The sequence below is a fragment of the Sphingomonas psychrotolerans genome (assembly GCF_002796605.1).
GTDB lineage: Bacteria > Pseudomonadota > Alphaproteobacteria > Sphingomonadales > Sphingomonadaceae > Sphingomonas > Sphingomonas psychrotolerans.
The window spans coordinates 4,418,940-4,445,910 of record NZ_CP024923.1 but is presented as its reverse complement, the minus strand read 5'-3'; the positions used below and the strand labels follow the sequence as shown (position 1 = coordinate 4,445,910).

Genomic DNA, 26,971 nt, shown 5'->3' with positions numbered 1-26,971 from the left:
TGCAAATTCGTCACAGAACGATTCGGCAAGTGCCGGGCTCTGTGCTAAGGCCCGACTCACCCCCGGCACGCGTTTTTCGTAAGCGCCGGTGGCTGAGAGCCAGGACCGTGCTCCCGCTTACTGATATTCAGGAGCTTGCCATGGACCAAGACTATTTGAATCGACGCCATGCCGACGAAGTCGCCCGCGCCGCCGCCGCGGATTGCGCGCCGGCCCGGATCGCGCATCAGAAAATGGCACGCAGCTATGCGGCCCGCATCGCCGCGAGCAAGCGCGCCGACTCGACGGAAGAGACGGTTAAACTGCGCTGACCGCACCATTCCGCAAAGGCCCGTACTCGCCTGCGGGCCCGCGCGCCGTTACGCCGCGACTCGATGGGTGCTTGACCCCCGCCCCGCCCGGCACGACAAAGCCGGGGCGCCGGGGGGCAGCAACGAGTGAGTGCCGGACTTGATGCAAAGCCGATGGTGGGCGCCCCTTTTGTTCCTCGCGCCCTTTCCCGCCGCCGCTGCGACGGATGAGGAGCCGCAGGATCTTTCCACGCTGTCGATCGAGGAGCTGGCGGAATTGCCGGTCCGCTCGGCATCCAAGCGCGAGGAACCGCTGAGTCGCGTTCCCAACGCCGCATGGGTGATCACCAACGACGATATCCTGCGCTCGGCGGCCACGTCGCTTCCCGAACTGCTTCGCGAGGCGCCCGGCGTCCAGGTCCAGCGGCTCAACGCGGCGCAATATGCCGTCAGCGCCCGCGGCTTCGGCGGCTATGAACCGTCGAACAAGCTGCTTCTGCTTGTCGACGGGCGCAGCGGCTATTCGACGCTCCATTCGGGGGTGTTCTGGGATCTGCGCTCGCCGTTGCTCGAGGACATCGCCCAGATCGAAGTGATCAACGGCCCCGGTGGCACGCTCTATGGCCCCAATGCGGTGAACGGCGTGATCAACGTGCTCTCGAAGGACGCCTTCGACGCCCAGGGCGGGCTGGTCCGCGGCACCGCCGGCGCCCGCGAACGGACGGTCGGCGCGCGCTACGGTTTCGCGCTCGGCAGCGACGCCGCGGTCCGCGTCTACGGCAATTGGTTCGATCGCGAGGGCATGCCGGATACCGCCACGAGCACCGCCACCGCAAACGACGCCATCCGGGGCTGGCAGGCCGGCTTCCGCGCCGACGTGCACGGCGAAGCGGACAGCTTCACGCTGCAAGGCGACGTGTTCGACAGCGACCGCTTCTGGTCGCCGGGCGACGGCAATCGCGGGCACAATATCCTCGGCCGCTGGACCCGCGAACTGACCGGCGCCTCGTCGCTGCGCGTACAGGCCTATTATGATTATTTCCGCCGCCGCGAGCTGCTGACCCTCAACAGCCTCGAGACCTTCGATGCCGAGCTGCAATATAATCTGGCCAGCGGCGCGCACGATCTCGTCGCCGGCGCCGGCGGCCGGACGACGCACGACTTGTTCGTAAACCGGCTCAACGCCTTCCGCCTCGATCCCGAGAGTGCCCGGCTGTGGATCGGCAATGCCTTCGTCCAGGATCGTATCGCCCTGACGCGGACGCTGTCGCTGACCGTCGGCGCCAAGCTCGAGAGTTCCTCCAACACCGGAGTCCAGTTGCTCCCCAATTTGCGGCTGGCATGGCAGCCGGGCGAGCGGGCACTGCTCTGGGCGGCGGTCTCCCGGGCGGTGCGAACCCCGTCACGCATCGACCGCGACCTCAACGCGCCGGGCCTCGTCGCCAGGGCCAGCGAATTCGCCGCGGAGAAGCTGACCGCTTTCGAGGCCGGCTATCGCGGCCAGCCGACATCGTCGACCTCGCTGTCGCTGTCCGTGTTCTACAATCGCTACAGCGATCTGCGCAGCGTCACCTTCATCGGCAACCCGTTCCCGCTCCAGCTCAGCAACGATCTGCGCGGCACCACCTGGGGCGCCGAAGCCGCAGTGACGCAGCAGCTCACGCCATGGTGGCGGGTGACCGGCAGCGCCGCCCGGTTGCACAAGGATTTCGAGGTTCGCCCCGGCGCGATCGATCTCAGCGCCGGCGCCTCGCTCGGCCAGGATCCCGATTATCAGTTCGCGCTGCGCTCCCGCATGACGCTTCCGCAGGGCGTGTTGTTCGATCTCGGTCTGCGGGCAGTGGACGGCCTCGATAGTCCCCAGATCCAGGGCTATGTCGAAGCCGATGCGCGGCTCAGCTTCAAGCTGAGCGATGCAGTCGAGCTCTATGTCGCCGGCGACAATCTGCTCCACGCCAGGCATCTCGAGAGCAACGATATCCAGCGCGCGCAGTGGATCGAGCGCAGCGTCTATGCCGGAACCCGGCTGCGTTTCTGATGCGTGCCACCCGGCTCTTCTTCGCGCTCTGCGCCGTCGCGGTGAGCGTGCCGTCCGCTTCGGCAGGGACCGGGCGGCAAGCGAGCGAAGACGCCGTGAAGGCGGCGTTCCTTCCCAAGTTCGTGCGCTACATCGAACTGCCGGCGAGCGTTCGGCCCGAGGCCGGGCAGCCTTTCTATCTGTGCGTGATCGGCCGCGACCCGTTTGGGCAGGGGCTCGATCGTGCGGCGGCGAACGAGATCGTCGACGGCCGGCCGATCGCTGTCCGCCGGTTCGCCAATGCCGATGCGGCAGCGGTCACGGGCTGCCACGCCGCCTATGTCGCCGGCACGAATGCGCAGCAGACCACGCAGATCCTCGCGACGCTCCGCCGGCAGCCGACGCTGACGATCACCGACAGCCGCTGGGGCCAGCCGCGCGGCATGATCCATTTCGCGGTGGAGGGAGCCCGGGTGCGCTTCCACATCGACGACGCCGCGGCGGCGGGGGATGGGATCGGCATCAGTTCACGATTGCTTGCATTGGCGGTCGATGTGAAGCAGCGCCCCCAATAATGCGGATCGAGGACATCACCGGCCGCTGGCGCAGCTTTCCGATCGCGATCACCGCGGTGCTGGTCGCGCTGCTGCTGCTCGGCGGCATCCTCACTGTCGTTCAGGGCGAAGCTAGCTATCTGAGCCAGAAGCAGCGCGAAACGCACGCCCAGACCGACATCCTCGCCGCCAGCGTGGTCGCGGCGCTGGACTTTGGAGACGCTGCCGCCGCGCGCGAGTCGGTCGATACCCTTCGAGTCAACCGCCAGATCCGGCTGGCGGCGATCTACGATCGTGCCGGCCTGCTGCTCGCAGGATATGCCCGTAATGGGCAAGCCATTCCCGGGCGGCTCGCCGGACTGGGCGCCGACGGTGGCGACGCGGTCACCGCGCAGGTGGCGGTCACGCGCGCGGGCGAGCAAATCGGCACCGCATTCATCGCCGTCGACCCTCAGCCCTTTTCAACCCGGGTGCGCCGCTATCTGATCATCGGCCTGCTCATCGTCATGGCCGCACTCGTGGCGGCGGTGCTGGGCGTCGCGCAGGCGGCCTTGAGCCGCGCCAATCGCGAACTCGAGACCCGGGCCACCGCACTCGCCGAAACCAATGCCGAGCTCACCCATCAGGTCGCCGAGCGCGCCAAGGCTGAAGAACAGCTTCGTCAGGCGCAGAAGATGCAAGCACTCGGCCAGCTGACCGGCGGCATCGCACACGACTTCAACAATTTGCTCACCGTCATCCAAGGTTCGGCCGACATGCTGTTACGGCCAAATCTCGGGGAGGACCGCCGCAAGCGATATGCCGATGCAATCGTCCAGGCTGCGGCGCGCGCGGCAGCGCTGACCAGCCAGTTGCTCGCCTTCGCCCGCCGTCAACCGCTCAAGCCGGAGGTAATCGACGTCAATGCGATGGTCGCCGGGATGACCGAGTTGCTCGACCGGACGCTGGGCGAGCGCGTGATCGTCGAGACCGATCTCGCCGACGGCATATGCGCCGTCGAGGCCGATCGCGCGCAGCTCGTCTCGGCAGTGCTCAATATCGCCGTCAACGGCCGCGACGCGATGCCCGATGGCGGCACGCTCCACATCGCCACCGCACACGAGACCGGAGAGCATGGTCCGATGATCGCGCTATCGGTCGCCGACACCGGCACCGGCATGGACGCCGCGACGATCGAACGTGCGATGGAGCCCTTTTTCACCACCAAGGCCGCCGGCAAGGGGACCGGGCTCGGGCTCAGCCAGGTCTATGGCTTCGCGACTCAATCGGGCGGCGACCTCCGCATCGAGAGCGCGCCCGGCCACGGCACGCATGTGACTATCCTGCTCCCGCGTAGCGAGCTCGAGCAAAGCAAGCCTCAAGAGGCGCAACAGAGCGCGTCGAACAGCGGCCGCACCGGATCGGTGCTGCTCGTCGAGGACAATGAGGCGGTAGGCGAGTTCGCCGAAACCCTGCTGCGCGAACTCGGCCACCACGTAGTCCGCACGAAATCGGGGGGCGAAGCGCTCGAAGTAGCACGGGTGGCACAGTTCGACCTGGTGCTGAGCGACGTGGTGATGCCCGGGATGAGTGGCCTCGAATTGGCCGACGCGCTCACGGCCATGAATCCGCAGCTGCCGGTGATCCTGACCACCGGCTATAGCGACGAAATCTCACGCTCCGGCGCGGGGGGCCGCCCGGTATTGCTCAAGCCCTATCGACTTGAGGCTCTCGCCTCGGTGATCGACGAGACGCTGCGCGCTTCGACCGATCCGGCTAGCGCTTCGTGAATATCGCCGCAACGACGGCGATACGGTCGACTTCGGCATAAGCTGGCCGTTCGAGTTCTTCCCCGAACACGTCGGGATCAATCTCGCGGTAGCGAAGGTCGCAGCCCTCTGCGCCAGCGAGCGCAGCTAGCGCCCGGCCGAGAAGGTCGGCGCCGCGAACGATCGCGCTGCCGGTGTAGAGGATGAGCCTGCCGCCAGATTTCAGCCGGTGCATCGCCATGCGCGCCATGTCCACCGATACCTGCCCACCGAGCATGCCGCCGCCGTCGCGATAGGTCCGGGCGTCGTCGTCGATGATGTAAGGTGGATTGGCGAGCGCGAGATCGATGGGCCGGGCGATCGCGTCGAGGGTCGTGCTCTCGACTGCCCGGATCGGGGCGCCCGCCGCCTCGGCGTTGATCGCAGCGAGCCGTAACGCCGCCGGGTTCACATCGGTCATCCACACTGTCGCATCGGGGCATAGTTTCGCGGCGACCAGCGCACCGACTCCGGCGCCGGTGCCGATATCGACGATCGCGGCGCCCGACGGGAGCCGCGCAATGGCGAGTTCTGCCTCGATCAGATCGGCGAAACGATAGCTGTCAGGCCCGAAGAATACCGAGTCCCCGGCTTCGGTCGGATAAGCCGAGTGGAGGTAGAGATCATCCTTCAGCGACGACACGCGGAAGCGGCTCCGGAGCAGCCCGTCGTCCGCGGCCTCCAACGCCTCGCCGGCCTCGAGCAACGCGAGAAGCGCCGCGTCGATGCGGGAGGGCGCGAACGGCAGGCTCCAGCCCAAAATGTCTACGAGGTCCCGCGCTTCGCTCCGATCGGCGCGCGCCACCACTCGCGCATGCGTTGCCGGGGTCGGCGTTACGAAGTGATAGCCGCGCTGCTTCAACGCTTCGACGAGCCGCAGCAGCGCCGATCTCGATTCGGTCATCTTATCTCCAGACAGAAAAAGCCCGCGAAGCCAAGGGACTCGATGTGGACGTCCTGAAATCGAGTTTGACGGGTCTTAGGTTGACTCGGTTTGCGGAAACGCGATTCATCTCGCAATATTCTTGCGCACATTGTCGCGCGCTGATCCTGCTCCCAAACAATTGAAAGAGCGGCCGGCAACAAGCCGACCGCGCCAGCCAAGCAGGCGAAATCCTACATTGCAAGCTTTGCGCAATTGGCGGGACCTGGACAAAGCGACGCCGAAGCCGCGATCGCAGCGCTGCCGCAGTCCGCGCGAATAAGGCGTGCCGCGGCACGGCGTCCGCGGACTGACCGGCAACGCGCCCTCCCTGCTCCATCGGCGTCGGTCAGGGCATTCTGCTGCACGAAACTGCGGCGCGCGCTCCAGATAAAAAAGAGCCCCTGTCACATTCGGAAAGCCGAAACGGCAACGTCTACTCCTCACGGGGATCGCTTCTGACTGAAGCCCGACGAAGGGGAAGACATGAAAACCATGGATCTACGGCGTCTCATGATGCTCACCACGGCGGCTGTCGCCGTCTCGGCTTCCGCGGCGGCGAACGCACAAGTGGCGACCGACGCGACTGCACAGGCGGAGACGGTGCCCGCCGCAGCCAGCGACGAGGATGCGCCCGGCGAGAGCGATGCAGAGATCCTGGTTACCGGATCACGGATCGATCGCGCCGGTTTCGACGCCCCGACCCCGACGACGATCATCGGCGGCGATGATCTGCTCAAGGGCAATCGCCCGAGCATAGCGCAGGTGCTCAACGACCTTCCGCAGTTCCGCGCCTCGACGACGCCGGTGACCAATTTCTCGGGAACGGCGTCCGGCTCGTCGCCGGCCGACCTGCGCGGCCTCGGCACCTCCCGCACGCTGACCTTGCTCAACGGCCGCCGTTTCACCGGGGCCGGCGATCTCAACAGCGTACCGCAGGGCCTGATCAGTCGAGTCGAGGTCGTCACCGGCGGCGCCTCGGCCGCCTGGGGTTCCGGAGCGGTCGGCGGCGTGGTCAACATCCTGCTCGACAGCAAGCTCCAGGGAGTGACGATCGGCGCGCAAACCGGGTTCTCGTCCCGCGGTGATGCCTTCCGCTACGGGTTCGACGCGACGTTCGGCACCCGCTTCGCCGGCGACGCCGGCCATTTCATGATCGGCGCGCAATATTTCAACGACCATGGGGTGCTCGACCGCGATTCCCGGCCAAACCTGGGAAGCACGACGCTCTATACCAACCCGGCCGGATCGGCACACGCCTTCGTCATCGCGCGCGACGTCAATTATTCCAACGCCAGTGTCGGCGGACTGATCACGACCGGCGTCCTTGCCGGGCAGACCTTCAATAATGACGGCACGCTGCGGCCGTTCCAGTTCGGCAGCCCGCGCGGCAGCCAGGTGATGGTCGGCGGCGAGGGAACCAGCCTGCGCGACGAGACCGCGCTCGCGGCACCCTATGAGCGCCTGAACGGCTATGCGCGCGCCAGCTTCGAAGTCGGCGACGCCAAATTCTGGGTCGACGGCAGCTATTCGCGGATGTCCGCGGAATATCCCTTTTATGCCGAGAGCAACCGGGACAACATCACGGTCTCGCGCGACAACCCTTTCCTCTCGCCGACGATCCGCAACCGGCTGATCGCGGCCGGACAGACCAGCTTCCGGATGGGCCGCGTGTTCGAGGATTATGGCTATCGAACCTTCGGCTACACCCGCGAGACGATCGACGCCGCGATCGGCGTCGACGGATCGTTTGCCGACGGCAAATGGCGATACAGCGCCTATTACGGCCATGGTCAGCTGTCCGACGACCGGGGTTATCTCAACCAGAAGGTCACCGCCAATTTCAACCGCGCGATCGACGTCGTCGCCAGCCCCAACGGCGGCGCACCGATCTGCCGCATCGCGCTGACCGACCCGACGACGGCGTGCCGCCCGCTCAACGTGTTCGGCGAGGGCAATGCCGATCCCGCCGCGATAGCCTACGCCTTCTCGTCGGCGGCCCATGTCCGCAACACGACCAAGCTCGACACCGCTGCGGTCAGCCTGCGGGGCGATCCGTTCTCGCTCTGGGCCGGGCCAGTGTCGATCGCGATCGGCGCCGAGGCGCGCTGGGAATCGATCGGCTCGAGCGGGCTCGATCCGCTATCGGCCGCGCAGGCGTTCACTACCTTCAATTTCTCGTCGATCGAGGGCGGATTCGACGTCAAGGAAGGCTTTGGCGAGATCGCAATCCCGCTTCTCGACCACGACTTCAGCAAGCTCGAACTGAGCGCCGCGGGCCGCTACAGCCACTATAGCAACACCGGCAACGTGACGTCGTGGAAGCTGGGCCTGACCGACCGCATCTTCGACGATTTGCTGCTGCGCGTATCGCGGTCGCGCGACATTCGCTCGGGCAGCCTCACCGAATTGTTCAACACGCGGTCGACCACCCAGTCGAATATCGCCGACCCGCTTACCCAGACGACCTATCAGATCGTCACCTTCGGCGGGGGAAATCCGGCGCTCGATCCGGAAATCGGCCAGACCACGACGATCGGCGGCACCTATTCTCCGTCCTTCGCTCCGGGGCTGAATCTGTCGGTCGACTATTTCGACATTCGCCTCAAGGGTGCCATCGCCACGTTGAGCGGCCAGGACATCGTCACGCGCTGCGCCAACGGCAATGCGGCGCTGTGCAGCCAGATCGTGCGGGCGAACGGCGTGATCACCACCGTATTCGCGACCTTCGTCAATCTGGCGGAATACCGGACGCACGGTATCGATTTCGAAGCGTCCTACGTCCTGCCGCTCAACAAGCTTTCGGCCTCGATGCCCGGCACGCTGCGTTTCCGCGGGCTGGCGACCTATGTGCCCAGCCTGACCACCGACGACGGCGTCAGCAAGATCGAATATGTCGGCGACGTCGGCGAGGCGGTTCCGTTCGGCACGCCGCAGTGGCGCGGCACGGCCAGCGTCACGTATCAGGACGAGGTGTTCAGCGCCGATGCGCGCCTGCGCTATGTCGACGGCGGCGTCTGGAACCATCTGCTGGACATCGAGAACAATGCGATCTCGGCGCGCACCTATTTCGATCTCGGCGCGCGCGTGCGGATCAAGGAGCTGACGCTGTCGGCCAACGTCAACAACGTCTTCGATATCGATCCGCCACTGACGACGACGGGCCAGATCCATTACGACCAGATCGGGCGCTATTTCTCGATGGCCGCGAAAATCAGCTTCTGACACGTGTAGGCGTCGTACGCTCGGCTGATCGCACGGGGCGTCGCCTCGGATACCGGGACCGGAAGGAACTACCATGAGCATTTGCGTCCGCCTCTTGTCGTTTCTGGCCATCGGCGGATGCGGTGCTCTCGCGGTCACGACGCCGGCGCTCGGTCAGGCGGCGGATGCGGCGCGCATCCGGGCGGTCGCCGCGACCGATCTCGACTCGATCTTCGCGAAGTGGAACTCGGATTCGGCGCCGGGCTGTGCCGTCGCGGTCGATCAGGACGGACAGGCGGTGCTGACCCGGGCCTATGGCATGGCCGATCTCGAGCACGGCATTCGCAACCGCGCCGAAACCGTGTTCGAGGCGGGATCCGTGTCGAAACAATTCACCGCCGCAGCGGTGCTCGCATTGGTCGACGCCGGCAAGCTCACGCTCGATACCGACGTCCGCACGATCCTCCCCGAACTGCCCGACTACGGCCATGTCATTACCGTCGACCGGCTGCTCAATCACACCAGCGGTTTGCGCGATTGGGGCGGTATCGCAGGATTGGCAGGATGGCCGCGGACCACGCGCGTCCACACGCAGAACGACGTTCTGGCCATCGTGGTGAAGCAGAAGGCGCTCAATTTCGAGCCCGGTGCAGAGTCGAGCTACACGAATACGGGGTATAATCTGCTGACCGAGATTGTCCGGCGCGTCAGCGGCAAGTCGCTCGCCCAATTCAGTCACGAGACGTTCTTCGCCCCCCTCGGCATGACGCACACCCGGTGGCGCGACGAGTATCGGCGGATCGTGCCCGGACGCGCGCAAGCCTATGAATGGCAAGGCGACCGCTATCAGCAGGAGATGCCGTTCGAGGATGCCTATGGCAATGGCGGGTTGCTAACGACTGTCGGCGACCTGCTGATCTGGAACCGCGCGCTCGACAGCGGCAAGCTCGGCGGGTTCGTCACGACCAAATTGTCGGAACGCAGCACGCTGCGCGACGGCCGCAAACTCACTTATGGCCGCGGGCTGTTCAACTATACGTTCCGCGGCACCGAGGAGATTGCGCATGCGGGCTCGACTGCGGGGTATCGCGCGTGGCTCGGCCGCTATCCGGCGCGGCGCCTGTCGGTCGCCTTGCTGTGCAACGCAGCCAACGCCGATACTGGCATGGGAAGAAAGGTCGCTGCGCTGTTTCTCGGCGGGTCCGCGGCTGCCGCCGTCTCGGCAAAACCGCTCGACGGCCTGTTCGTCGATCAGGCATCGGGCATGCCGCTCGACGACGCGCGTTACCTGGCGAACGCCAGCAAGTTCGTCTCGAAGGATCGCATCGAGCTGACCGGCCGCGACGGCAACATTGCCATCTTCGTTCGCACCGCCCCGGTCGTTGCGGCAGCCGTGAAGCTCGACACTTATGTCGGGCATTATGCCAGCGAGGAAGTCGGCGCGACCTATGACATCTCGGCAGGCCCAGACGGACTCGTCTGGCGCATTCGCGACCGGCCGGATTTCACCCGGACGCTCGAGCCCATCTACCGCGACGCGTTTCAGGGCGAGGGCGTCACGTTTCGTTTCGTGCGGGACGCGGACGGCCGCGTGACTGGGTTGACGGTCAGCGTCGAGCGTGCGCGCAACGTGCGGTTCGCACGGCTGGACTAACGCGGTCCGAACCCTGCGTCGCGGGTTATGCAAATTCGGAATGAGGCTTTCGACATCGGCATTGGACGGATGTAATCACAGGATACAGCATCGGTGCATGCAGTATGATCAGCGTCTATTCGAGGAATCCGCGGGTCGCCTGAGATTATTCATCGCTGCGAGATCGAGTAATCAAGCCGATACAGACGACATAGTTCAAGAGACATTCCTCAAATTTTACGCATTACAACAAGAGCAGGAGGTTAATTCCCCGCTCGGTTATATGTATCGCATAGCTCTAAATCTCATGATCGATCGCAGTCGCCGGCGCACTCCATTGAATTCCAGTGTCGACATCGACGATGTTGCCGAAAGTCACCTGTCTATAAGACCGGGCCAGGAAGAGAGCCGCCGCCTCGCCGATCTGCAGCGCGCCTATCACGCCGCGCTGGCCGAACTGTCGCCGCGTTGCGCTGAAGTCTTTCACATGCGGCGGCACCGCGAGATGGCCACGCCGGACGTCGCGGCAAATCTGTCCATCACGACGCGCATGGTCCAGAAGCACATGGTTACCGCCATGGCGCATCTCCGGGACCGCTTGCTGCCGTTCCTGTCCGACGATTATTCCGATACCGACGATGGCGGGTTCAGCGTGCCGATGCGGTGTCAGATGGCGTCGAGTTCCAGCGCGCATGCGTAAGTCGGCGGATCGCCAAGCAACGCCTCGAACTCGAGGTTCGACAAGGGTGCCTCTCCGGGGACCCGTGCGACCAGTTGCGCGAAGGCTTCCGGCGCGATGTTCGGCACACAGACGCACGTTTCCACACGAAAGGTCCGCTCATGGCGTCTCTCACCGTCCTGTCCTCGATCGTAGCACTGACGGCCGTACCTGCGGCGGAGGCGCGCAATGACGGGTCCGTCGAGGCCGTGCTGGCCGGGCGAGGCTACAAGGCCGCCGTTGTCCAGCTCGAACGCGAGCATGACCGGATCGTCGAGGACATCGTCAAGCTGACGGAGATTCCAGCTCCGCCCTTCAAAGAAGCGGCGCGCGCCGCCGCCTATCGCGACATGCTGAAGCAGGCCGGGCTCGAGAATGTCGAGATCGATGCCGAGGGCAACGTCATGGGCGTCTATCGCGGGACTGCCGCGGCGGGCGGGCCAGTCATCGTGCTGGCGGCACATCTCGACACGGTGTTTCCGGAAGGCACCAAGGTGACGGTGCGGCGTGACGGCACTCGCCTCTACGCGCCCGGCATCGGCGACGACACGCGCAGCCTGGCAGTGCTTCTGGCCTATGCGCGGGCAATGAAAGCCAATGCGATCCGGACGAAATCCGACATTCTGTTCGTCGGCAACGTTGGCGAGGAAGGCCCGGGTGATCTGCGCGGGGTGCGCTACCTCTTCACGCGCGGCGCGTACAAGGATCGCGTGGAGACGTTCGTGTCGATGGACGGCACCGATGCCAGTCGCATCGTCAGCGGCGGCGTCGGCTCGAAGCGCTACCGGGTCACCTATAAGGGGCCGGGAGGCCATAGCTACGGCGCGTTCGGTTTGGTCAACCCGATGGTCGCGATGAGCCAGACCGTCGTCGATTTCTACAAGCTTGCCGTCCCGAAATCCCCCAAGACGACGTACGCCGCGAGCGTGACCGGTGGCGGCACCTCGGTGAATTCGATCCCCAACGAGGTCTTCACCGAGTTCGACATGCGATCGGAAGATCCGGCGGAGCTCGCCAAGGTTGAGAAGCGCTTCGTCGAGATCGTGCACGCCAGCGTCGACGGCGAGAACGGCGGCCGCGATACGCGCGAGGGCAAGGTTTCAGCGGAGCTCAAGCTGATCGGAGATCGGCCGGCGGGAAGCACATCGCCGACCGCCGACATCGTCCGGATCGCGACCGGAGTCATCCGCGCCCATGGCATGCGCCCGAGCCCGTCCTTCTCGTCGACCGATTCCAACCTGCCTATGAGCCTGGGAATCCCGGCCATCACGATCGGATCGGGCGGGACGGGAGGACGCGCGCACTCGCTCGACGAATGGATCGACGTCGAGAAGGGCGCGAGCGTGCGCGGCATGTCCGTCGGTCTCGGTATCCTGCTCGTCGCGGCAGGTGTCGAGTGAGTGCGTGTGCGGCACGCCGCCTCACCTTCTTGATCGGATCCGCCATCTTCACTGCGCTATCGATTGGGCCTGCCTCGGCACAGGAGGCGCTGGTCACCGCGCCGGTGCCGACGACTCCCACCGCGGGAGAGTTCACGCTCGCGGCGGTCGGCGACCTCATCTATCTGCGGCCGATGCTCGCGACGCTGGAGGCGCGCAGTCCGGACATGCTGCGCCTGTTGCGCGGCGCCGACGTGACCTTCGGCAATTTCGAAACCACCGTGCTCGATCTCGCAACGACCAAAGCGGTGGCGCAGGCCGAATCGGGGGGCACGTGGATGCTCGCCGATCCGCGCGTTCCGGATGACGTAGCCGCACTCGGGTTCGACATCGTCAGCCACGCCAACAATCATTCGACCGACTGGGGCGTGGAAGGGATGGCCGAGACCGGCCGCCGCCTGACCGATGCCAGGCTGATATGGTCGGGCACCGGCGCGAGCCTGTCGGCGGCGCGCGCACCGCGTTACATCGATGTGGCGAAGGGGCGCATCGGGCTCGTCTCGGCGACGTCCACCTTCACGCCGATGTCGCGCGCCAGCGACGCGGCGGGCGAAGTCGCTGCGCGACCCGGGGTCAACAGCATCCGCACCGTGCGCACGGCATTGGTGACGCCCGAACAGCTCGACGTTCTCGCCGCCATCGCCGCCAAATCGCCACTGCGCACCGATGGCCGTTCGGGCGAGGCAGTGACTCTGTTCGGCAATCGCTTCGCCTCCGGCGCGACGAGCGGCAAGCACCTCGATTATCGCTACCGGATCAATGCAGGCGACCTCTCCGAGAATCTGCGCGCGATCCGGCAGGCGAAGCAAAACGGCAATTTCGTGATCTACTCGGTACATAATCACGAGCCCGGCAACGATTTCCAGGAACCTGCGGACTTCGCGGTCGAACTCGCGCGCAAGGCAATCGATGCCGGAGCCGACGCCTATATGGGGCACGGCCCGCACCAGTTGCGCGGAATCGAAATCTACAAGGGCAAGCCGATCTTCTACTCGCTCGGCAACTTCGCGATGATGAACAACTCGCTCGATGCCGTGCCGGCCGATATGTACGACCAGTTCGGCGTAAGCCCGGACAGCGCGACCGTGCCCGAATTGCTGCAGGCGCGGAACGCGCGCACGTTCAGCGATCCGAATCTGTATGAATCGGTGATTGCGCTGTCGCGCTATTCCGGCGGGCGACTGGCGGAGATCAAGCTGTATCCGATCGATCTCGGCGTCGACGTCAAGGGAGCCGATCGCGGCGTCCCGCGCATGGCCGCACGCGCGCACGGCGACAAGATCCTCGGCCGGTTGCAAACGCTGTCCGCCGCGCTCGGAACGACGATCAGGATCGAAAACGGCATCGGTGTGATCCGGGTCGCTCCACCGACGCAAGCGAGCGCGAAATAGTCGCCGACCCGGGGGCGCACGTGACAGTGCTTACGAAACTCCCATCGCCGGCAGCGCGCATGCAGCTTCCCAAAACTGGTTGACCGAATGGCGGGTTCGTTCGGCGGAGCGGTACATGCGGATCTGCATCCGAACGTCGGCCCCCAGATCACAGAGAAGACCGCTCGCCAAATCCCGCCGGATCAGACTTTCGGGCAGCCAGGCGATGCCGTGCCCCGCCACGACCATCGCCTTCAATATTTCGGCGACGGCGTTGTCGTTTACGTGGCTGGTCATCAACTGCACGTTTGCGATGCGCGCGGCATAGGCGCTCATCCGCCCCAGGAAGGAATCCGCGCCATAAGCGAGTAACGAGGCCTCTCCGTCCAGCGCGAACATCGGCCGGCCGTTCTCGCAGCGCGAGGCGGCGAGCAGGCGGTCCTCGCCCAGCACGATGAACGGGAAACGTTCGGGGTCGATCGACAGCGGCACCGCATCGTGATGGAAGGTGAGCAGAAAATCGCTTTTCCCCTCGACCAGCGACTGAATACAATTGTGTGAATTGTCGGCGAGGACGTCGGTCTTGAGGGGGCCGAGCGTCCGCTCGATATCCTTCAGCCACTCGGGAAACACGCTCAGCGCCAAAGTGTGCAGCGCGGCGAAGCTGATCGTTCGGCGCGACAGACCACGCCGCGCCTGCATGTCGCTGCGCGCGTCCTGCAGCATGTTCAGCACCTCGTCCGCGGTTTCGCGAAACAGCCGGCCTTCGTGGGTGAGCGAGGTTGGATAGGTGCTGCGATCGATCAGCGCGACGCCAAGCCATAGTTCGAGCGCCTGAATGCGCCGGCTGAACGCCGATTGCGTGACGTTACGCGCGATCGCCGACCGCGAGAAGCTGCGGGTGTCGCACAGGCTGACGAAGTCCTCGAGATGCTTCAGGTCCATCATTCGTCCACTTTGCACGCGGGTCGAGCCCCCGGGTGTCTGTTGCTCGAACCCGGGCGGAATTGTCAAAGATCGCGAATTTTAGCCGCTCTCGCCCTGGTTCGCTTCGCGACGGATCGTGCGTCTTGGATTGGAACGGCAAACGGTGTGCGAACGCACCAGTGGAGAGATTTCCGACAATGCGCAAACGTGTCGACGTACTCGTAATCGGCGGAGGGATTGCGGGTATTTCCGCGGCAGCGCGCATTGCACGCCACGCGGACACGGTCGTCCTCGAGCGTGAATCGGCACTTGGCTATCATTCGTCGGGACGCAGCGCGACCTTCTATCATTTCGGGATCGGCAACGACTGCGTGCGCGGCATGACCGCGGCCAGCAGCGACTTCTTCGCCAGTCCGCCGGCTGAATATGCCGAAGGGCCGCTATGGACCGAAAAGGCGGCGCTCTTCATTGCCGACCAGGCTTCGCTTCCCCAACTCGAGGCCCTCCATATCGAAATGGACCGCTTCACCAGCACCGTCAGGCGAGTGGGCCCGCAGGAAATGCTGGGGATCGTCCCGGTGCTCAAGACGGGCGAGGACGGCATCGTCGCGGGCTTGCTCGACACCGGGGGGCGAAAGCTCGACGCCGATGCGCTGCTTCAGGCCAACGCCAGGGCGTTTCGCCATGCCGGCGGCACGATAGGGTTCGATTCCACGGTCCGCGCCGTGGTCCTCGATGGCGAGCGCTGGAATGTCGATACGCGCGACGCCAGCTATTCGGCGCGCATCGTCGTCAATGCCGCCGGCGCCTGGGCCGACGAAGTCGCGGGCATGGCGGGGGTCAGACCGCTGGGGCTGCAGCCGCTGCGCCGCACGATCATCGGCTTCGCTCCGCCATCGGATCTCGACGTTTCCGGCTGGCCTTTTCTGAAGACCGTCAGCGAAGAAGGTTTCTACATGCTTCCCGACGCCGGGCTTCTGCTCGCCTCGCCGATGGACGTCACGCCGCACAGCCCATGTGACGTTCAGCCAGAAGATTATGACGTCGCGCTGGCGGCGTGGCGCGTGGAGGAGGCCACCACGCTCAAGATCGCCCGGGTCAACACGCGCTGGGCGGGGCTGCGCAGCTTCGTCGCCGACAAGGTGCCCACGGCCGGTTTCGCGCCCGATCGGCCCGGTTTCTTCTGGCTCGCCGGGCAGGGCGGCTATGGTCTGCAGACGTCGCCGGCGATGGCGCTCGCGACGGAATCATTGATGTTCGACCTGCCGTGGCCCGACGCGCTTTCCCGACAGGGCCTGCGGGCGGAGCATGTTCGCCCCGAGCGGCTTTATCGTAACGTCGGCGCGGGTTCGTAAGCGGTTAGCTTTATGCGACTGCCTGAGGGCCGTGGAGGCGTTGCTGCGCTGGTGCGGAGCGGCCGCGGCGCCTGGCACACAGGTCGGACCGAAGGGCAGGATGCGGCTCTGGACTGAAAAAGCCCGCCAACTCTTGAGCTGGCGGGCTTTTTAGATGGTGGGCGTGGCAAGGATTGAACTTGCGACCCCTGCGATGTCAACACAGTGCTCTACCACTGAGCTACACGCCCCCAAGGAGGGCGGGCTTTAGCGAGGCTTTCGGCCCCGCGCAAGCGCCCCGAACGCTAAATCAGTTGAAGCCCGCATTCTCCGACTGGAACATGCGATCGACCTCGAGCACGAGGTCACGCAAGTGGAACGGTTTGGAGAGCACGCGCGCCTGCGGAACCTGCTTGCCGGCCTTGAGCGTGACCGCCGCGAAGCCGGTGATGAACATCACCCGCATCTCCGGCGCCATCTCGCTGGCGCGCTGGGCCAGCTCGATTCCGTCCATCTCGGGCATGACGATATCGGTGAGGAGAAGGTCGAATCGCTCCGCCTCGAGCAAGGGAATCGCTTCGGTGCCGCGATCGACGGCGCTGACCGCATAACCCGAGCGTTCGAGCGCACGGGTGAGGTATTCCCGCATCACGCGGTCATCCTCTGCCAGCAGAATCCGGATCATCACTACCCCAACCAATCTGAGCCGCCATTCTATGCGCAAAGCCTTTAAAAATTTCCAGCAGGTTTACCGACTGGCGATTGCTGACGAGGCGTGTCGTGCCTAGTCAGGGATCAGTGACAACAATGTCCTCCTTCGTGCGCCACGGGCCGCTCGAGCCGGTCACGCCGGTGGTGCTGTCGGTGCCGCACGCGGGTCGCGACTACCCGCTGCAGCTGCGCGCGGCGCTCCGCGTGCCGCTGGTCGCGCTCAAGGGGCTCGAGGATCGCTACGCCGATGCGCTTGGCCTCGACGCCCGGGGGGCGGAGACCCTGTTCATCGCGCAGCGCGCACGCGCGTGGATCGACCTCAATCGCGCCGAGCACGAGCGCGACCCGCGGCTCGACGACGGCGCGGCCAGGATCGGCCACCCGCAATCGGCCAAGTTGCGTAGCGGCCTCGGGCTGGTGCCGCGCCGCGTCGGCAATTCGGGCGACATCTGGCAGCGCCGGCTATCGGCCGACGAGGTCCAGTTGCGGATCGAGGCCGATCACCGCCCCTATCATGCCGCAGTCGCGGCGGCGCTCGCCGCGGCGCGGGTGCGCTTCGGGATTGCAGTGTTGATCGACGTGCATTCGATGCCGTCGCTGGGTCCGGCCGACAGTGCACCTCGCCTGGTGCTCGGCGACCGGTTCGGTAAATCCGCGGCGGCGCGCTTCACCGGCAGGATAGAAGGCGTCGCGCGCGCGCACGGCGTCGCGACTGCGGCGAACGCACCTTATTCGGGCGGGCACATTCTCGAACGCCATGGCGAACCAAGGCGCGGCGTCCACGCCATCCAGCTGGAGTTCGACCGCGGACTTTATCTCGACGATGCTCTGGATGGTCCGGGCGAAGGCCTCCCCGCCACGAGCCTGTTGCTCCGCGCGATCATCGACGCAGTCACCGACGAAGCCCTGCCCGGCGCGCTTGCCGCCGAGTGATAAAAAAACCACCTCGTGCACGAAGCACGAGGTGGCCAAGGTTCAGGGAGGAGACACGCCCGGGGGCGTGCCGCACGGCTTCGTGAAAGGGGGGACACGACGCCGTACCCAGTAAATATAGACCAAACGCCAAGGAGTTCAAGGCCCTGCGAGGAAGTGTGCCGCGGCAACGCTCAACCGTTTGGGCATCTGTGGAAGCGGAGTATTCGATGGGCCGCCCCCGAACGAGACACGCGTGGTTGCGGGCTTGGGATGCCACGAGACACCGGTCGCCTCGCGTGCGATCGGCTTCAGATCACGCGACGCGCCGGCCGCCAGGCCGACCGGATAGAGCAGGCCGTTCGGCGCGCGCTGGAGCGTAACCTCGCGGCGCGCGACGGCGACGCCCGGGACTTTCGGCGCGCTCGAAGCGATATTGCCGGTGAAGGCAATGCCGGCCAGGCCGGCTTCGGCGCGGAACGGGCTCTTGCCATCGCGATTGACGATCAGATTGTCCGCGAAGCGAGTCGCCTGCGGTGCCTGCGAGCGCTCTTCGTTCGCGCCGGCACCCAACGTGATCCGCGCCGCCTCGATGATCGTGTTGCGCTCGATCACCGCCTCCTTGACCGGCAAATAGCGGTTGATCGGTGAGTTGGGCACGCCATTCATCACTGTGATGGCGCTGGTGAAGCCGATTCCGCCCAGCCCCTCCATGTAATTGTCCCGTACGATCTGCCGCTCGTTGATCACGCGCACGCCGCCGGTGTGCGGCAGGCCCTCGCCGAGAAAAACGTTGCGCTCGACCAGATTGCCGTTGCCGTGGCGCAACACCACCGCACCCTGCGACGCGAGGAAAACATTGCGGCGAATGATGTTGCCGCCCGATTTGACCGAGACGATCTCGACCTCGCCGTCACAGCGCTCGAAGACATTGTCTTCGACCACGCTGTTTGAATCGCTCATCGATTCGGTGCTGGTGCCGATCCGGATCGTCTCGCCGCCGTTCGAGCCGAGCACCGGGCGCGGCCCGAAATAATTATGGTCGATAATGATGCGGTTATCGAGCGGCACCTTGCCCTCGCGCACCACCACCAGCATCGCCCCGGCGTTCGCCTTGCCCTCGAAATGCGAATGATCGACGCGGATGTCGCGGCCATAGAGCGCGACCCAGTGATCCTTGAGCCGCCGGTCCGGGTTGCTGAAGCGATCGATGACGATCCCGGTAAGCCGGACATGCTCGGCCCAGCGTTTGCCGACGCGCGTGGCGACCACCTCGTCGCCCGAAGCGAAGCCGTTTCGGAAGACGAGGTTCGACACCACGAGATGCGTGCCCGCGACCGCGAGGCTGGAGCGCCCGGTAAGGATCACTTTGCCGGCATGCTGTGCGGTCAGCGTGATCGGTCGCGCCGCCGTCCCCTCGCCTACCAGCTTCACCGCGAAGTCACGCCACTCCCCGTCGGCCAGCACAAGCGTGTCGCCAGGCGTGAGTGTCGCCGCGGCGGCGACAAACCCGGCCTGATCGCGGACCAGGATATCGCGGGCCGCAGCCGGAGTCGCCGCCACGAGGGCGCTCAACGCCAGCGGCGCGAAGGTGGTTTTCAACATTCCCGCATCAGAACTGGAGCGTCGCGCCGAGAAAATAGGTCGGACCATAATAGCTCGCCTCGCGGAAGCTGCCGAGGATCGGCATGTCTTGGTAACGCGGTGTATCGGTGATGTTGGTCCCCTGGAACTGGAGCACGAGGTTCCTGTTCAGCCGATAGCGCAGGTTGAGATCCACCGTCCCCTCGTCACGCACCATCCGGTTCTGCGAGGGATCGCCGACGAACTGCTGATAATAAGCCGAGCGGAACTTGTAGATCGCCGAGATCTCGAACCCGCCCGACTGGAAATAGGGCGCAGCAGTGACGACGTGCTTCGACATGCCGAAGATGCCGACCGGATCGACCAGCCCTTCATAGGCCTGCCCGGTAGCCGGATTGACCTGATCGCCCAGCCGCAGATCCTCCTGCTCGTAATCGCTGTCGGCATAGGCCCAGCTGCCGCGGAAGCCGAGACCGTTGAGCGGACTGGGCAGGAACGATGCGCGATAGCTGGCCGACACCTCGAACCCGTCGATCCTGTTGGTCTCGTTGCTCGACTGGAGCACGGTCACCGGCACGGTGAAGGTCTGCCCTCCGATCGTGTAGCTTTCGTCCTGCAGCACGTTCACGAAGCCGCCCTGGAAGGTCTTGTGGAACAGGCGGAGCGAGAAGACCGAGTCGCGGTTGAGATAATATTCGAACGACAGATCGTAGTTCCACGACATCAGCGGGTTGCTGCGCGGATTACCCGAGGCGGTGATCGACGCGATCGCCGAGCGCACATCGGGGAACGAAGTCTGCGACGCGTCGAGCGCGAAGGTGCGGCCATTGGCGAGCGCCGCCGGATCGGGTTTGGTCATCGAACGCGACACCGCTGCCCGTATCTTGAACTTGTCCGACGCGTCGAACGACAGGTTCAGGCTGGGCAGCCATTTATCATAGCCATAGGTGTCGACCAGTTGATCGAACTGGCCGTTCGAGACGAGGCTGACCGTGCCGTTGCCATTGTTCAAAACGTTGAACCCGCCGCGCAGCCCGCGCGAGATCACGTCGGTCGAGACATAGCGCAGACCGACATTGCCGCTGACCATATCGCTGCCGAAGCTGGCCATGATATAAGCGGCCTTGGTGTCCTCCTCGACATTGCGGTTGCCAATGCCGCGGGTGTCGGCGCTGAGCCCGGGATCCTCGGTGCCGATGAATTGCTGCATCAGGCAGACCGGATCGAAGCTCGCCCAATTGTTGACTGCGTTATCGCGGTCGCCCGAGAGATAGCTGCTCTGCGGGAAATCGACCCGGCAGGCGCGGTTCGCCACCGCCATGGTCGAAAGCAGCACAGTGTAGGTGCCCGGATTGCCGTTGAATGTCGAAGCGGTGTTCGCGACGTTGAAGTTATACTCGCGCCGATCGGATTCCACGCTGCGATAGCGCATTTCCGACAGGCGGCCGCCGAAATCGAGCGCGCGCAGCCAGCCGCTCTCGGGCGTCCAATGCATGTCGAGCCGGCCGGCCTCGTTCTCGTGCCAGCGGGTCTGGTCGTCGCGACGGACGCGCGCGGCGGCGCTGAAATTGTCCGGGTCGGTCACGCCGAACGCCGAATTGAGCAGGACCGATTGGGTGCCGTCGCGGAAATTCTCGAAGCTGTACGGGATTCGGCCGCCGCTCGCGCCGGTGGTGACGCCGGACACCACCGCCCCATCGATATCGGTGGCGTTGCTACGCAGCCGCACCGAACGGTCCATCCGCTCGCGGCGGGTCCGCGACAGCGAGGCATCGGCACTGATCCGGAAGGTCTCGGTGACCGGGACCGAGACGTTGATACCGCCGCCGCGATAGGTCTCGTCCTGAACGCGGTAAGTCGGCGTCACTTCGCCATAGCTGTTGCCGGTATAGGATTGCAGGATGTGATCGGACCCGAACACGAGGTTCTGCATGCCCCGCGTGGTCTCCGACAGGCCGAAGATCTGCCGGGTCTCGTTGAAGCTGTAGTCCGAAAGCTCGACATCGAAATTGACCTCGACGCCCGTCGGCGACTTCCATTGCAGCCCGCCGATCCATGCCACCCGCTCGTCGGCGGTCTGGAACTGGATGTTGTTGCGGCTGGTCGTCGCGAAGTAATAGGGGGTGCTCGCCGGCACCGCGGCGCTGCCATAGGTCTGCGGCGTGATCGCGGTGCAGGTCTGGGTCGCGGTATAGGTCAGGTCGCCGCGGCATGCGTTCCACGTCGTGCCACCGCCGAGCAATTCCTCGGGCGAATTGCTGCGCTGATACTGCACCCCGAAGATCACGCCGAGCTCGCCCGCCGCGCCGAGATCGAACTGGTCGACATAGCTGCCGGTCAGCCGCACACCGAGCCCGGCCGGATCGTCGAGCTTGTGATCGTAACCGGTCAGGATGCCGCGTGCGCTCAGCGTGATCTGGCGTTTCGCCTTGTCGAGCGGCTTGAGTGTGCGCGAATCGATCGTGCCTGCGGTGCCGCCTTCGATCAGATCGGCGCGCTGGGTCTTGTTGACCGCCACCGAATTGATCAGCTCGGACGGGAACAAATAGAAATTGACCGAGCGTTTGCCGTTGCCGGTGGTCGTCTCGCGCCCGTTGACGTTGATGCTGCTGAGGAACGGCCCGAGGCCACCCACGGCGATCTCCGAGGCGGCACCCTTCTCGCGATGCGTCGTGGCGCCCGGGATCGTCGCGATCGCATCGCCCAGATTGGTCGCCGGGAGGCCATCGATGTCCGCGGCCGAAAGCGAATCGGAGATGATCGTCTCGTTGCGCTTCTGCTGGATCGACGACTGGATCGAAGCACGAACGCCGGTGACTATGATCGCGTCCTCGGTGGTCTGCGCTTCGGCCTCGACTGCGGCATCGGCGCCCTGCGACGCTGTCTGGGCCTGCGCGAGCGCCATGGGCGAGGCTGCGATCAGCAGCGACACGGCACCTGCCGTCGGTGATAGCCAGCGGGGTCCCGGCCTGGCGGTACGCCTCATGTTCATTGCATCCTCCCGAGTGCCTGGACCTGTTGATCCTTGCAGGGAAGAATATCTGGTATACATTAATTGTCAACCATACCGCTTGATTAGCGCAGGCTTTGGTTAGCAAATTGGTATGATGAAATTGGTATACACTAATCCCATGCGCGATTTCGGCATGCTCGTTTGCCGCGCCTGCGCGCCCTGCCAACACACGAAGCGAGGCCGCTTGCCACGCGCGCGATCGGACGCTAGCTGACCGACATGCATCAAGAGTCGGGCGGCGCCCGACACCAACCTGCTCCCGGGCAAGGTGGTGCTTGCGTGATATGCGCAAGGATGTGGCCTTAGTGGCAACCCTCGGGTATCCAACTGAGCCACGCGTCGCGAAGCCTCCTGGTGTCGTAACCAGTAACAGAGAGCACAGCGTGACCCACGAATCCCAGCAATTCGCCAGCGACAATTATGCCGGAATCTGCCCCGAGGCATGGGCCGCGATGGAGAGCGCCAATGTCGGCCACGCCCCGGCTTATGGGGAGGACGACTGGACCCAGCGGGCCGCCGACGCCTTCCGCAAATTGTTCGACAAGGATTGCGAAGTTTTCTTCGCCTTCAACGGCACGGCGGCAAACTCGCTGGCGCTCGCGTCACTGTGCCAATCCTATCACAGCGTGATCTGCTCGTCCTCCGCACATGTCGAGACCGACGAATGCGGCGCGCCCGAATTCTTCTCGAACGGTTCCAAGCTCCTCGTCGCGAGCACGGCGGACGGCAAGCTCACCCCACAGGCGATACGCGACCTCGCCACCGGTCGATCCGACATCCATTTCCCAAAGCCGCGCGTCGTGACGATCACTCAGCCGACCGAGACGGGGCAAGTCTACACGATCGCCGAAATCCAGGCGATCTCGGCCGTTTGTCGGGAGCTCGGCCTCAAGCTCCACATGGACGGCGCGCGCTTCGCGCACGCCTGCGCCCATCTTGGCTGCGAGCCCGCCGACGTGACGTGGCGCGCCGGAGTCGATGTGCTCTGCTTTGGCGGCACCAAGAACGGGATGGCAGTGGGCGAGGCGATCCTGTTCTTCGACCCGGCACTTGCGCAGGATTTCGACTATCGCTGCAAGCAGGCTGGCCAGCTCGCCTCGAAGATGCGCTTCCTCGCCGCGCCCTGGGTGGGGATGCTCGAAAACGGCGCGTGGCTGCGCAACGCCCGGCACGCCAATCGCTGCGCCACCCGGCTGGCCGACGCGATCATCGAGGTGGCGGACGTCGAGCCGATGTTCCCGGTGGAAGGGAACGCGGTTTTCCTCCGCGCACCCGAGGCGTTGCTCGAATATCTGCGCGCGCAGGGCTGGCGATTCTACACTTTCATCGGCGGCGGCGCCCGCTTCATGTTCGCCTGGGACACGGCGCCTGCGCGGGTCGACGCATTGGCGGCCGACATCCGGGCCGGCAGCACGTTTGCGCAACAAGCCGCCGCCTAGCGGCGCGGCTCAACGCAAATCGAGTGCGTACAGCGTGTGGTGCGTCAGAATGAACAATGTCTGCCGGTCGCCGCCGCCGAGGACGAGTTGCAGCGGGCGCTCGGGCACATCGATGCGCCCGAGCTGCCGCCCGTCGGGCGCGAAGACGAAGATCTGCCCATTCGCGACATAGACCCGGCCCTGCCTGTCGGCGACGACCCCCTCCCCGCCCCGCTCCGCAAAGGGCGTCAGGTTGGTGATCTCGCCACTCGCGCCAACCACGCCGCTATAAGTGCGGTTCTCGGAGCCGTTCGTCACGAAGACAGGCTCGCCGGGCCGGGCCTGGATGAACCCATAGCTGTCGAGCGAATCCGAGAAGCGCAATCCGCGGTGATCCGGCGGCCCCTGCTGGAACACGCGCGACGCCGGCAGAGCAATGCTACCGTCCGGCGACACATATTCGCGCGTCTTGGGCACTGCCACATCGCGGGCAAACATCTCCGCCAGCGTCGTGAATTGATAGGTCTCGGGATCGAGCTGGTCCTTGAACTCGCCATTGTTCCACCAGTTGACCGGCAGCACCAGCGCAGTGTCGGTTCGCCCGGCGGACGGAGTCGCCGGTATCACCGTCAGCTCCGTGTCCGGCGCGCCGGGCCGAAAGCTGTAGACGGTGCCGTTCCGCCCGAAGGAGGACAGCACCAGCAGATTTCCGGACCGATCCACGGTCAGATTGACCGGATCGAGCGCGGCATCGCGCACCAGTTCCAGCCGGCCCGCGTCCGACCAGCTCCAGATGCGCCGGAAGAAGCGATCGATGAAGTAGAGCTTGCCCTGCGCATCCACCGCGCCGCCGCCGATCGAATGGAAGTCGCCGGCGAGCTTTTCGAGCTTTCCGCTCCCGAGTGTGGCGGGCTTTGTGGGGCCCCGCGTCGCGGGCACATCCAGCACGGCGAATTCACGCTCGCGCACATCCAGACCGTGCGAAACATCACGTATCGCGTTCTCGAACGGGAATTTGGTCAGGCGCAGGAAGGTCGCACAGCCATTTTCGTCGCAGGTAGCGAGCCCGCTCTCGCCGTTTACGTGGACATTGCGGAATCGGATGTCGTGCGAGTTGTAGATTGTCACAGCCGCGGGCGCGGCCTTGCGAGTGCGGGTGACGCGATAGCCGTGGAAATTGGCGATCAGGATGTTGCGCGAATCGCGGATCTCGAGCGCCACGGCGTCGCCGCTCTCTCCCGCCTCACCCTCGGTCTGCGCCGCGAGCAATTCCCAATTGGCGACCCGATTGAGCCCGATCTCGGTACGGACATGATGCTCGACCGAGGCCTGAATGATCCGCCCGGGCGTCTGCGTGTCCGAGATCAGGATGCCGGGATGCGCGAAGGTGCTCGGGCTCCAGATATTGGCGAAAGTGCCACCGCCGCCGGCGGTCACCCACAGGCTGGCATATTGGCCGTCCCAGCGCCGCGCCGTATCGGGGTCCGCGGTGGCGTTGTTATTGTAGGGATTGACCCGGCTGCCATCGTATCGGTTAGTGCCGTGGCCGCCCTGGAACTTGACGTCGTTGACCAACGAACGCACGCCCGCCATCCACAGCAAGGCCGTCGAGCGCGGATTGGCGCCATTGGTGTCGAGGCCGAGGCCGGCAACGATCGCCTCGCCGCCACGGGCGCTTTCGATCAAGGCCTTTGGTGAACCGATCCCCTGATAGCCGGCGGTTCCATCCGGCAGCACGATCTGGGTCAGGCCGGGGTGCAGCCCGAGCAGCACCGTATCGGGGCGCAGGCGCAGCGTATCGCTGACCCGGTAGAAGCCGGTCGGCAGATAGACGACGCGGTGGCTGTCGATCGCCTTCTGGATCGCGGCGGTATCGTCGGTCTTGTCGTCGCCTTTGGCACCCATGCTCCGGACGCTGACCCATTCGGAGACCGGCGGCAGCGGGCGGATCACCGGTGGAGACGGCGCCGGCAGCTCCGCGATGCGCTCGGCCCGCATCCCGGTCTTGAACGTGCCCATCTGCCCCACGCCCGGGAGCGTCAGTCCGTAGCTGAACGACGCGACCTTGTAGGCCGCGGCGACGCCCTTCACCGTCTTCCCGCTGTCGCGGAAGCGCGCGAACACCGGCGTGTTGGCGGCCAGCACGTTCTGGAAGCCGACCTGGGTGTAGACGTTGTTCTCGTTGGAGATGATCACGGCCGCCTTCGAGACATTTTCGAAGCGCACATCCTGTCCCCACAGCCAATCGCCATAGCCGCGGTCGATCTCGATCCCGACGGGCACGTTGCGGAAGGCGACGTTGACCAGAGTCAGTCCGGCTTCGTGTTCGCGGATCGCGGCGTCGCGCTGCCCCTCGAAGGTTGAATCGACCAATGCGAAGGGCCAGGCGGGTGAGGTCTTCTCGGCGAGAATGCCATAGCGACCGCCGCGGAAATGCAGATCCTCGGCATGGTTGGCAACGTGATAGAGTCCCGCCAGGCCGGAGCCGATATCGAAATCGGCATGGCTGACGAAGCTATGCTGCGCGGCATGGAAGCGGATCGCGGTCGCCGCTTGATTGCCGTCGAGGATGCGGAAGTCGATGTTGCCAAGGGCGGAATAGAAGGTCCCCGAATTGGCATCGGGCACGTTTTTGTTGAACGGAACGCTGCCCGCCGGCGGGAACGCGACCGGGCCGCGCTGCGCGGGACCGGCGCCCGGGCGCGCACCGGCGAAGGTCAGCATATGCGCGACCCCGCGCTGGAACCCCGGGGTAGCGGCTCCCAGCAAAATGACGGGGCGCTTTTCGCCGATTCCGAAGATGCGCACGCCGGGCCAGAGATAGAGCGTGCGGGTGATGCGGTACGTGCCCTCGGGCAGGAAGACGATGCCGCCCCCGCCTTTGTCCGCCGCCTTGTCGATCGCCTGCTGGATCGCGGCGCTGTCATCTGTGCGGCCATCGCCGACGCCGGCCACGTTGATTGCGCCCGGCTCTGCGGGCGCGCGGGTATAGACCGATTGCGACGCGGTCGCCGGCTGGACCGCAAGAAGCGCCAGCAACGCTGCGCAAGCCCCGATCAGCCGCTGGTACATGAGGCGCTTGCTCCGGAACGAAAAAGGGTCCCGGCCGTGAGGCCGGGACGAGTTCCCACGGGAGGT

Annotated in this window: 18 protein-coding genes, 1 tRNA gene and 1 riboswitch; of the genes, 12 read left to right on the top strand and 7 right to left on the bottom strand. The window is 65.2% G+C overall.

All coding sequences use genetic code 11. From position 1 onward, the window contains the following. Positions 1 to 107: 107 nt before the first annotated feature. The 4 genes from CVN68_RS23470 (at position 108) to CVN68_RS20165 (ending at position 4,630) form a co-directional block, all read left to right on the top strand. Entirely contained in the window at positions 108 to 311 is a 204-nt protein-coding gene (locus tag CVN68_RS23470) for a hypothetical protein (protein ID WP_158298986.1), read from the top strand. A 169-nt stretch (positions 312 to 480) separates the two neighbouring features. Next, positions 481 to 2,328, top strand: coding sequence for a TonB-dependent receptor plug domain-containing protein (locus CVN68_RS20175; protein ID WP_158298985.1), 1,848 nt, complete (start codon positions 481 to 483; stop codon positions 2,326 to 2,328). Beyond that, the gene (locus CVN68_RS20170; RefSeq protein ID WP_100283777.1) at positions 2,328 to 2,882 is read left to right on the top strand and encodes a YfiR family protein; all 555 of its coding nucleotides are present in this window, start codon (positions 2,328 to 2,330) and stop codon (positions 2,880 to 2,882) included. Before CVN68_RS20175 ends, CVN68_RS20170 begins: the two co-directional genes overlap by 1 nt. Further along, positions 2,882 to 4,630, top strand: a complete 1,749-nt coding sequence (locus CVN68_RS20165; RefSeq protein WP_100283776.1) for a response regulator — start codon at positions 2,882 to 2,884, stop codon at positions 4,628 to 4,630. The genes CVN68_RS20170 and CVN68_RS20165 overlap by 1 nt, the downstream gene beginning before the upstream one ends. Here CVN68_RS20165 and CVN68_RS20160 read toward each other — a convergent pair. Further along, positions 4,617 to 5,552, bottom strand: a complete 936-nt coding sequence (locus CVN68_RS20160; protein WP_100283775.1) for a methyltransferase — start codon at positions 5,550 to 5,552, stop codon at positions 4,617 to 4,619. The genes CVN68_RS20165 and CVN68_RS20160 overlap by 14 nt on opposite strands. Before the next feature lie 504 nt (positions 5,553 to 6,056). Here CVN68_RS20160 and CVN68_RS20155 point away from each other — a divergent pair. The 5 genes from CVN68_RS20155 (at position 6,057) to CVN68_RS20135 (ending at position 13,955) form a co-directional block, all read left to right on the top strand. Further along, positions 6,057 to 8,795: a TonB-dependent receptor plug domain-containing protein gene (locus CVN68_RS20155; RefSeq protein WP_100283774.1), complete on the top strand. Its 2,739-nt coding sequence runs from the start codon at positions 6,057 to 6,059 to the stop codon at positions 8,793 to 8,795. Between the two features lie 73 nt (positions 8,796 to 8,868). Next, positions 8,869 to 10,428, top strand: a complete 1,560-nt coding sequence (locus CVN68_RS20150; protein ID WP_100283773.1) for a serine hydrolase domain-containing protein — start codon at positions 8,869 to 8,871, stop codon at positions 10,426 to 10,428. Positions 10,429 to 10,468: 40 nt separating this feature from the next. Beyond that, positions 10,469 to 11,107 carry an RNA polymerase sigma factor gene (locus CVN68_RS20145; protein ID WP_100283772.1) on the top strand — a complete coding sequence of 213 codons (639 nt, stop codon included), beginning with the start codon at positions 10,469 to 10,471 and terminating at the stop codon, positions 11,105 to 11,107. Positions 11,108 to 11,247: 140 nt separating this feature from the next. Then, positions 11,248 to 12,525, top strand: coding sequence for a M20/M25/M40 family metallo-hydrolase (locus CVN68_RS20140; protein ID WP_100283771.1), 1,278 nt, complete (start codon positions 11,248 to 11,250; stop codon positions 12,523 to 12,525). A 29-nt stretch (positions 12,526 to 12,554) separates the two neighbouring features. Further along, on the top strand, positions 12,555 to 13,955 hold the full coding sequence (locus CVN68_RS20135) for a CapA family protein (protein ID WP_233503452.1): 1,401 nt from the start codon (positions 12,555 to 12,557) through the stop codon (positions 13,953 to 13,955). Positions 13,956 to 13,985: 30 nt separating this feature from the next. On the opposite strand, the gene CVN68_RS20130 is transcribed toward CVN68_RS20135, so the two are convergent. Beyond that, positions 13,986 to 14,879, bottom strand: a complete 894-nt coding sequence (locus tag CVN68_RS20130; RefSeq protein ID WP_100284566.1) for a LysR family transcriptional regulator — start codon at positions 14,877 to 14,879, stop codon at positions 13,986 to 13,988. A gap of 179 nt (positions 14,880 to 15,058) precedes the next feature. On the opposite strand from CVN68_RS20130, the gene CVN68_RS20125 reads away from it, so the two are divergent. Then, entirely contained in the window at positions 15,059 to 16,216 is a 1,158-nt protein-coding gene (locus tag CVN68_RS20125; RefSeq protein ID WP_100283769.1) for an NAD(P)/FAD-dependent oxidoreductase, read from the top strand. 155 nt (positions 16,217 to 16,371) lie between these two features. Here CVN68_RS20125 and CVN68_RS20120 read toward each other — a convergent pair. Both CVN68_RS20120 and cpdR read right to left on the bottom strand, forming a co-directional pair. Beyond that, a tRNA-Val gene (locus CVN68_RS20120) sits at positions 16,372 to 16,446 on the bottom strand. A 59-nt stretch (positions 16,447 to 16,505) separates the two neighbouring features. After that, positions 16,506 to 16,880 (bottom strand): cell cycle two-component system response regulator CpdR, encoded by a 375-nt coding sequence (cpdR, locus tag CVN68_RS20115; protein WP_077509890.1) that lies wholly within the window; start codon positions 16,878 to 16,880, stop codon positions 16,506 to 16,508. A 122-nt stretch (positions 16,881 to 17,002) separates the two neighbouring features. On the opposite strand from cpdR, the gene CVN68_RS20110 reads away from it, so the two are divergent. Then, positions 17,003 to 17,839, top strand: coding sequence for an N-formylglutamate amidohydrolase (locus CVN68_RS20110; protein WP_100284565.1), 837 nt, complete (start codon positions 17,003 to 17,005; stop codon positions 17,837 to 17,839). A 138-nt stretch (positions 17,840 to 17,977) separates the two neighbouring features. Here CVN68_RS20110 and CVN68_RS20105 read toward each other — a convergent pair whose 3' ends face one another. After that, on the bottom strand, positions 17,978 to 19,423 hold the full coding sequence (locus CVN68_RS20105) for a polysaccharide lyase 6 family protein (RefSeq protein ID WP_100283768.1): 1,446 nt from the start codon (positions 19,421 to 19,423) through the stop codon (positions 17,978 to 17,980). Positions 19,424 to 19,430: 7 nt separating this feature from the next. Next, positions 19,431 to 22,394 carry a TonB-dependent receptor gene (locus tag CVN68_RS20100; protein WP_158298983.1) on the bottom strand — a complete coding sequence of 988 codons (2,964 nt, stop codon included), beginning with the start codon at positions 22,392 to 22,394 and terminating at the stop codon, positions 19,431 to 19,433. A 237-nt stretch (positions 22,395 to 22,631) separates the two neighbouring features. Next, a riboswitch (SAM-I-IV-variant riboswitch) is annotated at positions 22,632 to 22,741 on the top strand. A gap of 57 nt (positions 22,742 to 22,798) precedes the next feature. Here CVN68_RS20100 and CVN68_RS20095 point away from each other — a divergent pair. Continuing rightward, complete coding sequence (locus CVN68_RS20095; RefSeq protein WP_100283766.1) at positions 22,799 to 23,854, top strand: threonine aldolase family protein; 1,056 nt, start codon at positions 22,799 to 22,801, stop codon at positions 23,852 to 23,854. 9 nt (positions 23,855 to 23,863) lie between these two features. On the opposite strand, the gene CVN68_RS20090 is transcribed toward CVN68_RS20095, so the two are convergent. After that, complete coding sequence (locus CVN68_RS20090; RefSeq protein WP_100283765.1) at positions 23,864 to 26,905, bottom strand: glycosyl hydrolase family 28-related protein; 3,042 nt, start codon at positions 26,903 to 26,905, stop codon at positions 23,864 to 23,866. Positions 26,906 to 26,971 lie beyond the last annotated feature (66 nt).

Bases quoted from the DNA above. Each gene is read 5' to 3' on its own strand.
- CVN68_RS20140 (WP_100283771.1), top strand. From the start codon at position 11,248: ATGGCGTCTCTCACCGTCCTGTCCTCGATCGTAGCACTGACGGCCGTA.
- CVN68_RS20130 (WP_100284566.1), bottom strand. From the start codon at position 14,879: ATGGACCTGAAGCATCTCGAGGACTTCGTCAGCCTGTGCGACACCCGC.
- CVN68_RS20110 (WP_100284565.1), top strand. From the start codon at position 17,003: ATGTCCTCCTTCGTGCGCCACGGGCCGCTCGAGCCGGTCACGCCGGTG.
- cpdR (WP_077509890.1), bottom strand. From the start codon at position 16,880: ATGATCCGGATTCTGCTGGCAGAGGATGACCGCGTGATGCGGGAATAC.
- CVN68_RS20150 (WP_100283773.1), top strand. From the start codon at position 8,869: ATGAGCATTTGCGTCCGCCTCTTGTCGTTTCTGGCCATCGGCGGATGC.
- CVN68_RS20090 (WP_100283765.1), bottom strand. From the start codon at position 26,905: ATGTACCAGCGGCTGATCGGGGCTTGCGCAGCGTTGCTGGCGCTTCTT.
- CVN68_RS20145 (WP_100283772.1), top strand. From the start codon at position 10,469: ATGAGGCTTTCGACATCGGCATTGGACGGATGTAATCACAGGATACAG.
- CVN68_RS20105 (WP_100283768.1), bottom strand. From the start codon at position 19,423: ATGTTGAAAACCACCTTCGCGCCGCTGGCGTTGAGCGCCCTCGTGGCG.
- CVN68_RS20160 (WP_100283775.1), bottom strand. From the start codon at position 5,552: ATGACCGAATCGAGATCGGCGCTGCTGCGGCTCGTCGAAGCGTTGAAG.
- CVN68_RS20170 (WP_100283777.1), top strand. From the start codon at position 2,328: ATGCGTGCCACCCGGCTCTTCTTCGCGCTCTGCGCCGTCGCGGTGAGC.
- CVN68_RS20125 (WP_100283769.1), top strand. From the start codon at position 15,059: ATGCGCAAACGTGTCGACGTACTCGTAATCGGCGGAGGGATTGCGGGT.
- CVN68_RS20100 (WP_158298983.1), bottom strand. From the start codon at position 22,394: ATGAACATGAGGCGTACCGCCAGGCCGGGACCCCGCTGGCTATCACCG.
- CVN68_RS20155 (WP_100283774.1), top strand. From the start codon at position 6,057: ATGAAAACCATGGATCTACGGCGTCTCATGATGCTCACCACGGCGGCT.
- CVN68_RS20165 (WP_100283776.1), top strand. From the start codon at position 2,882: ATGCGGATCGAGGACATCACCGGCCGCTGGCGCAGCTTTCCGATCGCG.